The 7,963-nt window shown below is 57.4% G+C and carries 8 protein-coding genes; all 8 read left to right on the forward strand.

Annotated elements, in window-relative coordinates:
- Position 1 precedes the first annotated feature (1 nt).
- The 8 genes from rsmH (at position 2) to BUC32_RS14800 (ending at position 7,940) form a co-directional block, all read left to right on the forward strand.
- Entirely contained in the window at positions 2-994 is a 993-nt protein-coding gene (rsmH, locus tag BUC32_RS14765; protein ID WP_073254437.1) for a 16S rRNA (cytosine(1402)-N(4))-methyltransferase RsmH, read from the forward strand.
- A complete protein-coding gene (ftsL, locus tag BUC32_RS14770; RefSeq protein ID WP_073254440.1) occupies positions 994-1,353 on the forward strand; it encodes a cell division protein FtsL in 360 nt (119 codons plus the stop codon). Before rsmH ends, ftsL begins: the two co-directional genes overlap by 1 nt.
- Positions 1,350-3,134, forward strand: coding sequence for a peptidoglycan D,D-transpeptidase FtsI family protein (locus BUC32_RS14775; protein ID WP_073254443.1), 1,785 nt, complete (start codon positions 1,350-1,352; stop codon positions 3,132-3,134). Before ftsL ends, BUC32_RS14775 begins: the two co-directional genes overlap by 4 nt.
- 21 nt (positions 3,135-3,155) lie before the next feature.
- Positions 3,156-4,637, forward strand: a complete 1,482-nt coding sequence (locus tag BUC32_RS14780) for a UDP-N-acetylmuramoyl-L-alanyl-D-glutamate--2,6-diaminopimelate ligase (protein ID WP_073254446.1) — start codon at positions 3,156-3,158, stop codon at positions 4,635-4,637.
- Positions 4,634-6,076 carry a UDP-N-acetylmuramoyl-tripeptide--D-alanyl-D-alanine ligase gene (locus BUC32_RS14785; RefSeq protein WP_073254448.1) on the forward strand — a complete coding sequence of 481 codons (1,443 nt, stop codon included), beginning with the start codon at positions 4,634-4,636 and terminating at the stop codon, positions 6,074-6,076. The genes BUC32_RS14780 and BUC32_RS14785 overlap by 4 nt, the downstream gene beginning before the upstream one ends.
- On the forward strand, positions 6,076-7,158 hold the full coding sequence (gene mraY / locus BUC32_RS14790; protein ID WP_073254451.1) for a phospho-N-acetylmuramoyl-pentapeptide-transferase: 1,083 nt from the start codon (positions 6,076-6,078) through the stop codon (positions 7,156-7,158). The genes BUC32_RS14785 and mraY overlap by 1 nt, the downstream gene beginning before the upstream one ends.
- 210 nt (positions 7,159-7,368) lie before the next feature.
- Positions 7,369-7,575 carry a hypothetical protein gene (locus BUC32_RS14795; protein ID WP_073254454.1) on the forward strand — a complete coding sequence of 69 codons (207 nt, stop codon included), beginning with the start codon at positions 7,369-7,371 and terminating at the stop codon, positions 7,573-7,575.
- The gene (locus BUC32_RS14800) at positions 7,572-7,940 is read left to right on the forward strand and encodes a hypothetical protein (protein WP_073254457.1); all 369 of its coding nucleotides are present in this window, start codon (positions 7,572-7,574) and stop codon (positions 7,938-7,940) included. Before BUC32_RS14795 ends, BUC32_RS14800 begins: the two co-directional genes overlap by 4 nt.
- The last annotated feature ends 23 nt before the right edge of the window (positions 7,941-7,963 follow it).

The raw sequence follows: 7,963 nt of genomic DNA on the forward strand, positions 1-7,963 counted from the left end.
CATGTCCGTCGTGACCTCTCCTTCTGATGATGCCCCCCATATTCCTGTCTTGCTTGAACCGATCTTGCGGCTTTGTGCGCCCATAAAAGGCGTGTGGCTGGATGGGACGTTTGGGGCTGGTGGCTATACGCGTGGTTTGATCGACGCCGGGGCTGATAAGGTGATTGGCGTAGACCGCGACCCATTGGCCTTTGAAATGGCGGCCGATTGGCTGGATGGCTATGGCAACCGCATTGAAACGGTACAGGGCGTGTTTTCCCGGCTTGATGAATACGCCAGCGACCTGGATGGTGTGGTTCTGGATCTTGGGGTCAGCTCCATGCAGCTTGATCTGGCAGAACGTGGCTTTTCCTTCCTGCGGGATGGCCCTTTGGATATGCGCATGTCCCAAGATGGACCAAGTGCTGCTGATCTGGTGAACACTTCGGACGAAGGTGATTTGGCGGACATCCTGTTTCAGTATGGCGAAGAACGGGCCAGCCGCCGTATTGCGCGGGCAATTGTCCGTGAACGCAACGCCGAACCAATTGAAACCACCTTGCGGCTGGCTGAGATCATTGAGGGCTGCCTTCCACGCCCCAAACCCAACCAGTCCCACCCGGCCACGCGCAGCTTTCAGGCGCTTCGGATTGCGGTGAATGACGAATACGGTGAATTGTTTCGCGGCATGATGGCAGCGGAACGTGCATTGAAGCCAGGTGGCTTGCTGGTGGTTGTGACCTTCCATTCGATCGAGGATCGCATGGCCAAGCGGTTTATGCAGGCCCGCGCTGGTCGTTTGAACAGCGTCAGTCGGTATGCCCCTGAAGTTGAACAGGAAAAACCCGCATTTGAGCTGATGACCCGCAAGGCTGTTGTCGCGGATGACGACGAACTGGCGATCAATCCACGGTCGCGTTCAGCCAAGTTGCGGATTGCACGACGCACTGATGCGCCAGCGGGTGATGTTGCAGGAAAACAAATTGGAATGCCGACACTCGGAGGGCGGCGCTGATGCGTAGTATGTTGTTTATAGTCACCGCACTTGCGGTCATCAGTCTGGCAGTTTGGGCCTATCGTGAAAACTATCAGACCCAGCATGTGATTAATGAAACCGAACGTCTGCAGCAGGAAATCGGGGCCGCGCGGTCTCGTTTGGCGGTGTTGCGGGCGGAATGGGCCTATCTTAATCGCCCTGATCGTTTGCGCGATCTGGCTGAGTTGAACTTTGACAGCCTCCAGCTGTTGCCCCTGCGCCCGGATCAATTTGGCAAAGCCGATCAGGTCTCTTACCCGCCATTGCGGCAGGTTGAGTTTTCCGAAGCCGTGGATGTGTCTGGCATCGATGGGCCCGGCCCAGAGGATCAGCCATGATCCGCACCCCCCTTCGTCCCTTGGCTCGAATTCTGAAAGCCCGCGACACCGGTGAAAATCCGGACGCGATTGAACGTGAAAACATTCGTCTGCGCCACGAAGAAATGCGCGACAAAGCCCGCAACCGGGCAGAAGGCCGCCTGTTGGTTCTGTCGGTCGCCTTTCTGGCTGGGTTCATTGTGGTAGGTGTTCGTATGGGCACTCTGGCGTTTTCCGAGGCGCAAGAACCGCGCGCTGGGGCCGCTGGGTCAGAGATTGTCGCGCAGCGCGCCGATATCGTGGACCGCAAGGGCCGTATTCTGGCGACCAATCTGGAAACCCATTCGCTATACGCACAACCGCACCAGATGATCGACAAGGAACGCGTCGCCAAAGAACTGGCCGCAATTTTCCCCGATCTGAAGGAAGAGCGTCTGACCAAGGACTTTATCGGTAAGCGCAAGTTCCTGTGGATCAAGAAAAAAATCAGCCCTGAACAAAAGCAGGCCGTGCATGACATCGGGGATCCCGGTCTGTTGTTTGGCCCGCGTGAGATGCGGCTCTATCCCAATGGTAAACTGGCAGCGCATGTGTTGGGCGGGGCCAGCTTTGGCAAAGAAGATGTGCGTGCCGCCGAAGTGATTGGCGTTGCTGGTGTCGAGAAACATTTTGACGATGCTCTGCGTGATCCGTCGAATGGTGGCAAGGCGCTGACATTGTCGTTGGACCTGACGGTGCAGGCTGCAGCCGAGCGCGTGCTGTATGGTGGTATGAAGTTGATGAATGCCAAAGGGGCTGCTTCGGTTCTGATGGATGTACACACCGGTGAGATCATCTCGTTGGTCAGCCTGCCGGATTTTGACCCGAATGATCGCCCACGCCCTCCGACCGAGGGCAACCCAAGCGACAGCGCGCTGTTCAATCGCGCAGTTCAGGGGCTTTATGAGTTGGGCTCGACGTTTAAAATTTTCACCGCCGCACAAGCGATGGATCTAGGTATTGCCAACCCATCAACGCTCATCAAAACAGCCGGGCCGCTTAAGTGGGGCAAGTTCAAAATCCGCGATTTCCACAATTATGGCTCCGAACTGACCCTGACCAAAGTCATCGTGAAATCTTCTAATATTGGCACAGCCCGAACCGCTCAGGTGATTGGCGCTCAGCGACAGCAGGATTTCCTGCGAGACCTTGGTTTCCTTGATCCAACGTCAATAGAATTGGTCGAAGCCAAGGGGTCGCAGCCCTTGTTGCCGCCCAAATGGTCCGAGCTTTCAGCGATGACAATTTCTTACGGCCACGGTTTGTCGAGCAGCCCGCTGCATCTGGCAGCAGGCTATGCGGCGATTGCCAATGGCGGCAAACGGGTTGTGCCAACGATCCTGAAACGGGACACACCTCAGGATGGCGCACGTATCATGTCTCTGGCCTCGGCCCGCGAAGCGCGGTCCATGTTGCGTCAGGTTGTGACAGAAGGCACCGCAAGCTTTGGTGAGGTTCCGGGCTATGCCGTGGGGGGTAAAACCGGCACCGCAGACAAGCCCAAGGAACGTGGCGGCGGCTATTATGAAGACAAGGTGATCGCCACCTTTGCGTCAATGTTCCCGGCCCATGATCCGAAATACGTTTTGATCGTCACATTGGACGAACCGGTGGAAACATCCGGTGCAAAACCACGCCGCACGGCGGGTTGGACCGCGGTTCCAGTGGCGGCCGAGATGATCGGCCGCATAGCGCCCCTGTTGGGCATGCGACCCGAAGTTGAACCCGGACAATTGGCTGGTATAACGCTGACATCCAATTGACGCCGAAAAAGGGCAGAGCAGATGGCAGCACTGGCACGACCGCTACATGAACTGGGGCTGACAGCTGCAGTCGGACGCAACCCTGAGATTACAGGTATGGCGGTGGACAGCCGCGAGGTCAAAGACGGTTTCCTGTTTGCCGCCCTTCCCGGCACCCGTGTGCATGGCGGCGAATTTATCCAATATGCTTTGCGCATGGGCGCCTCAGCGATCCTGACCGACGCAGAAGGCGCGGCGATCGCGCGCGACGAACTGGCCGCCTCTGACGCCGCATTGGTGATTGCCGAAGACCCGCGCCAGACGCTGGCCTACACTGCCGCCTTGTGGTTCGGCGAACAGCCCGGCGTCATGGCAGCCGTCACCGGCACAAATGGCAAAACCTCGGTAGCGACGTTTTTGCGGATGATCTGGCAGGAGTTGGGTCTTGAGGCCGTCAACCTTGGCACCACCGGGGTTGAGGGCGATTTTCAGGCGCCATTGCAGCACACGACACCTGAGCCGATCACCTTGCACCGCACATTGGCTGCAGCCTGTGAGGCAGGGATCGAATTTGCTGCGATGGAAGCGTCCAGCCATGGGCTGGAACAACGCCGCCTTGATGGGGTTCAACTTCAAGCCGCTGGATTCACCAATTTCACCCAAGACCATTTGGATTATCACGAAACCTTTGAAGACTATTTTGCTGCCAAGGCCGGGCTTTTCGCCCGTGTTTTGCCCGAAGAGGGCACTGCGGTAATCAACATCGACGACGCGCGCGGTGTTGATATGGTGGCCATCGCCAAGGCGCGGGGGCAGGACGTGATCACGGTCGGGCGCAATGGCGCCGACCTTAACCTTGATGCGCAGCGTTTTGATGCCACAGGGCAGGACGTCAGGTTTACGTTTCGGGGCAAAGCCTACACGCAACGTCTTGGTTTGATTGGTGGGTTTCAGTCAGAAAACGTGTTGCTGGCTGCAGGGCTGGCCATTGCCTGTGGTGCCGAGCCCGAGCGGACTTTCGAAGTTCTGCACGAATTGAAAACCGTGCGGGGTCGCATGCAACACGCCGCGACCCGCGCCAATGGCGCAACGGTTTTTGTCGATTACGCGCATACTCCTGATGCGGTTAAAACCGCCTTGCAAGCTATGCGCCCCCATGTGATGGGCCGGCTTGTGGCGATTGTGGGCGCTGGTGGCGACCGCGATGCCGGTAAGCGCCCATTGATGGGCCAGGCGGCAGCTCAGAACGCTGATTTGGTGTTTGTGACCGACGACAATCCGCGCAGCGAAGATCCGGCCAGCATTCGCGCCATGGTCCTCGAAGGCGCACCCGAAGCCGTTGATGTTGGCGACCGCGCCGAGGCGATTCTGCGCGCCGTCGATGCGCTGCAACCAGGCGACGCATTGTTGATTGCCGGCAAGGGGCACGAAAGCGGTCAGATTGTGGGTGATGATATCCTGCCGTTTGACGATGTGGAGCAAGCCAGCGTGGCGGCGGCGGCATTGGATGGAGGGTTCGCATGAGCCTTTGGACCGCTACAGAAGCCGCACAAGCCACGGGTGGGCGCGCGATTGGCGACTGGACCGTAAACGGCGTTTCCATCGACACGCGCACGATTGAGCCGGGGGACTTGTTCGTGGCCCTCAAGGCCGCGCGAGACGGGCACGAGTTTGTCGCGCAGGCGCTCAAAAAGGGTGCAGCAGCGGCTTTGGTCACACATGTTCCTGAAGGAGTGACGACCGATGCACCACTTTTGATTGTTGAGAACGTTCTTGCCGCATTGGAAGCCTTAGGGCAGGCAGCACGCGCACGCACGAATGCGCGTGTCGTGGCCGTGACCGGCTCAGTTGGTAAAACCTCGACCAAGGAAATGCTGCGGGCCATTCTTTCGGGGCAGGGGAAAACCCATGCTTCGGTGGCCAGCTACAACAACCATTGGGGTGTGCCGCTGACTTTGGCACGGATGCCAATCGAGACCGAGTTTGCCGTCATCGAGATTGGTATGAACCACCCCGGCGAAATCGGACCCTTGGCAAAAATGGCTCGCCCGCATGTTGGGTTGATCACAACGGTTGCAGCCGTGCACCTTGAAGCCTTTGAAAACGTTGAAGAGATCGCGACCGAGAAAGCCGCCATCCTTGAAGGGCTTGAACCCGGCGGCGTGGCCGTTTTGCCCGCGGATATTGAGACAGCGCATGTGTTGGCCGAGGCGGCGCAAAATCACGGCGCAAAGATCGAACAGTTTGGCGAAACCGCGCCAGACTGGACCTTGGGCAAAGTGACCCTCAAGGGCAACACCACGGTGGCACAGGCCAAAGTTGAGGGCGCGCCTCTGGTCTTCAAGATCAACTCGGCGGGCCGTCATTTTGCGATGAATGCTCTGGGCGCGCTGGCAGCAACCCAGGCGCTGGGGGCTGATCTGGCGATTGCAGCGTCTGATCTGGGGCGTTGGGTACCCTACACGGGGCGCGGTGCCCGTGAAGTTATCTATCTGGACCCGGTGGAGATTGATCGCACTCTGGATCTGATTGATGACGCTTACAATGCCAACCCGACCTCATTGGGTGCGGCGCTGGACGTTTTGGCGGCTGCTGAGACGACCGATGGCGTTGGGCGGATCGGCAAAGGACGGCGGATCGCTTTTGTCGGCGACATGAAAGAGCTGGGACCGCAGGAAAATCAGATGCACGCAGATATGGCCACGCATGACGCGATAACATCTGTCGATGTGGTTCATTGTGTCGGCCCCTTGATGCGCCATATGTACGACGCACTTCCGTTGGACAAACGTGGCAGTTGGGTGACCACCAGCGAGGAGATCGCGAAAGACATTCGCCATCTGGTGGACGCAGGCGATTCTGTGCTGGCGAAGGGCTCTTTGTCGATGGGATTGGCAAAGGTTGTTGACGCGATCCGCAAACTGGGTCATCCCGCCCCGCAATCAGATAACGAGGACGCATAATGCTGTATTGGCTGACCGAGCTTTCGGATGGCGGGGACTTTTTCAACCTGTTCCGCTATATCACTTTCCGCGCCGGCGGAGCGTTCCTGACGGCCTTGCTTTTTGGGTTCCTGTTTGGGCGTCCGTTGATCAACGTGCTGCGCCGCAAGCAAGGCAAAGGCCAGCCGATCCGTGATGATGGCCCCGAAGGGCATTTCGCCAAGGCTGGCACACCGACCATGGGGGGGTTGCTGATCGTGGGGGCTTTGCTCACGTCAACCTTGCTGTGGGCGCGTCTGGACAATGGCTTTGTCTGGCTGGTGCTGTTCGTGACGATGGCTTACGGCCTGATCGGCTTTGCGGATGACTATGCCAAAGTGTCCAAACAGAACACGGATGGCGTTTCGGGCAAGCTGCGGCTGGCCATCGGCTTTGTGATCGCAGCCATCGCGGCGTGGTGGGCAACGGTGTTGCAGCCCGAGGCGATGCAGATGCATCTGGCGCTGCCGTTCGTCAAAGATACCCTTATAAACTTGGGCTTTTTCTTTGTACCCTTTGCGATGATCGTCATTGTGGGCGCGGCCAATTCGGTCAACCTGACAGACGGTCTGGACGGTCTTGCCATCATGCCTGTGATGATTGCTGCGGGCACTTTGGGCATCATTGCCTATGCGGTGGGACGGGTCGATTTCACCGACTATCTGGACCTGCATTACGTTCCGGGCACCGGTGAAATCCTGATCTTTACCGCCGGGATTGCGGGCGGCGGATTGGGCTTTTTGTGGTACAACGCGCCCCCTGCCGCCGTGTTCATGGGCGACACAGGTTCCTTGGCTTTGGGCGGTGCTTTGGGGGCGATTGCGGTCGCGACAAAACACGAACTGGTGCTGGGCATCGTGGGTGGTTTGTTTGTGGTGGAAGCCCTGTCTGTGATCATCCAAGTGCTCTATTTCAAACGCACGGGAAAACGCGTTTTCCTGATGGCCCCGATCCATCACCATTACGAGAAAAAAGGCTGGTCCGAGCCGCAGATCGTGATCCGGTTCTGGATCATTTCGCTGATTTTGGCGATGATCGGTCTGGCCACGCTGAAAATCCGCTAAGCCACGAAAAGAGGCGTTTTGTCCGGTTTGTACAAAGTTTCCGGGGGCAAATATCCGTTTTGTACAAAACTGGTTGCTAACCCTTCGTTAGGATTTGCACCGAAAACGCTGCCTGTCGTGCGGTGAAGTAACCCACTTACAAGAGAGGTTAAGGCTTTCTTGTTGCCAACGATCTGCTAACTTAATCACAGGTTGAAATGAGGTGGCGGAATGCAAGGTTCGGTGTTTGACTATTGGCAGGCGATTGTAGGTCTGATTGCGGTGATTGGCGTTTGGATCGCGTGGAGGCAATTTAAAGGCGGTTCAACCAAGACCCAAAACACGATCAGCCACGGCGATCGGAACACGCAGAGTGGCGGTGCTGGATCGACCGAGAACTCAGTCGAACACGGAGACGATAACCAGCAGAGTGGATGACTGTGCTCGGGCCTAAGACCGGAAATAAGATTGAGAGTGGCGACGGCAATATACAAGCTGGTGGGAATGTAGGTATTGAGCCTGCACGGCACGAACGCATGCTTCAGGAAGCCCGTGATGAACTGAGGGTCGACCTTGAAGCGAAATTTGCTGAGGCCAAGCGGGCAGATACTGCGGAACGCGAAGTTCTCGATCTGAAGATTGAAGTGCTTCAAGGCAAGATTGCAGAGTATGAAAAACGACTGGCGAATCCGGAGGTGGCTTTCCGAGAATTTCAGCGGACGAACCAAGACCTAAAGCTACGCGCTTTTAACCTGATGCATACCCGGCCTCGCAAAAGTAGTTCCAGCATTCTTGCGGTGTGAACATGTCGCAGACTTCGGCCAAT

The sequence above is a fragment of the Shimia gijangensis genome, from assembly GCF_900142085.1.
GTDB lineage: Bacteria > Pseudomonadota > Alphaproteobacteria > Rhodobacterales > Rhodobacteraceae > Shimia > Shimia gijangensis.

Coding starts and splice junctions, on each gene's coding strand:
- rsmH (WP_073254437.1), top strand. CDS start 2: ATGTCCGTCGTGACCTCTCCTTCTGATGATGCCCCCCATATTCCTGTC.
- ftsL (WP_073254440.1), top strand. CDS start 994: ATGCGTAGTATGTTGTTTATAGTCACCGCACTTGCGGTCATCAGTCTG.
- BUC32_RS14775 (WP_073254443.1), top strand. CDS start 1,350: ATGATCCGCACCCCCCTTCGTCCCTTGGCTCGAATTCTGAAAGCCCGC.
- BUC32_RS14780 (WP_073254446.1), top strand. CDS start 3,156: ATGGCAGCACTGGCACGACCGCTACATGAACTGGGGCTGACAGCTGCA.
- BUC32_RS14785 (WP_073254448.1), top strand. CDS start 4,634: ATGAGCCTTTGGACCGCTACAGAAGCCGCACAAGCCACGGGTGGGCGC.
- mraY (WP_073254451.1), top strand. CDS start 6,076: ATGCTGTATTGGCTGACCGAGCTTTCGGATGGCGGGGACTTTTTCAAC.
- BUC32_RS14795 (WP_073254454.1), top strand. CDS start 7,369: ATGCAAGGTTCGGTGTTTGACTATTGGCAGGCGATTGTAGGTCTGATT.
- BUC32_RS14800 (WP_073254457.1), top strand. CDS start 7,572: ATGACTGTGCTCGGGCCTAAGACCGGAAATAAGATTGAGAGTGGCGAC.